Origin of the sequence: Drancourtella massiliensis (assembly GCF_016900655.1) — a bacterium.
Taxonomy (GTDB): Bacteria; Bacillota; Clostridia; order Lachnospirales; family Lachnospiraceae; genus Sellimonas; species Sellimonas catena.
Genome location: NZ_JACJKH010000100.1, coordinates 1 through 563, shown reverse-complemented (window position 1 = coordinate 563; position 563 = coordinate 1). Strand labels below are relative to the sequence as shown.

Here is a 563-nt window from a genome sequence, read left to right as displayed (position 1 = left end):
CATTTCCAGAAAGCATATATTCCACTCAATGCAAGAGCAGGTCTTGAAAATCAGGATTATACTATCAATGAAGACGGGATCCCTTGTTGTCCTCATGATCCTTCCCTCCCAATGAAGTACGAATGCACTTCTAAACTAAGAAGCGGTGTTACCAGATTCAAGTTTGTCTGCCCCAAAATGAGATGGGCTTACGAGAAATCCACCCAAAAATCTTACAGACAATGCTGCTGTGAAAATCCTTGTACCACTTCCAGATGCGGGCGTATGGTTTATGTCTATCCGGAAAAGGATCTGCGGGCTTATCCCGGAACGATCCGCGGAACCGAAGAATGGGATAACACCTATAAAACAAGGACTGTTGTCGAAAGAGATATCAACCACATCAAAGATCATCTCTGTCTAGCAGGCCGTCGGACACAAAACGAGAAGACTTTACATGCTGATCTGATCCTTGCCGGTATCACTCAGCTGATTACTGTTGTTCTCGCCGATAAAATCAAACATCATGAATACATTCGAAGCTTAAAGCCACTCATAGCATAGGACTTACCACTTTCATAAAG

The 563-nt window shown here is 43.3% G+C and carries 1 pseudogene; it reads left to right on the top strand.

The features are described from left to right. A pseudogene (locus tag H6A32_RS15895) lies at positions 1-543 on the top strand (ISNCY family transposase); the annotation flags it as partial. Between the last annotated feature and the right edge of the window lie 20 nt (positions 544-563).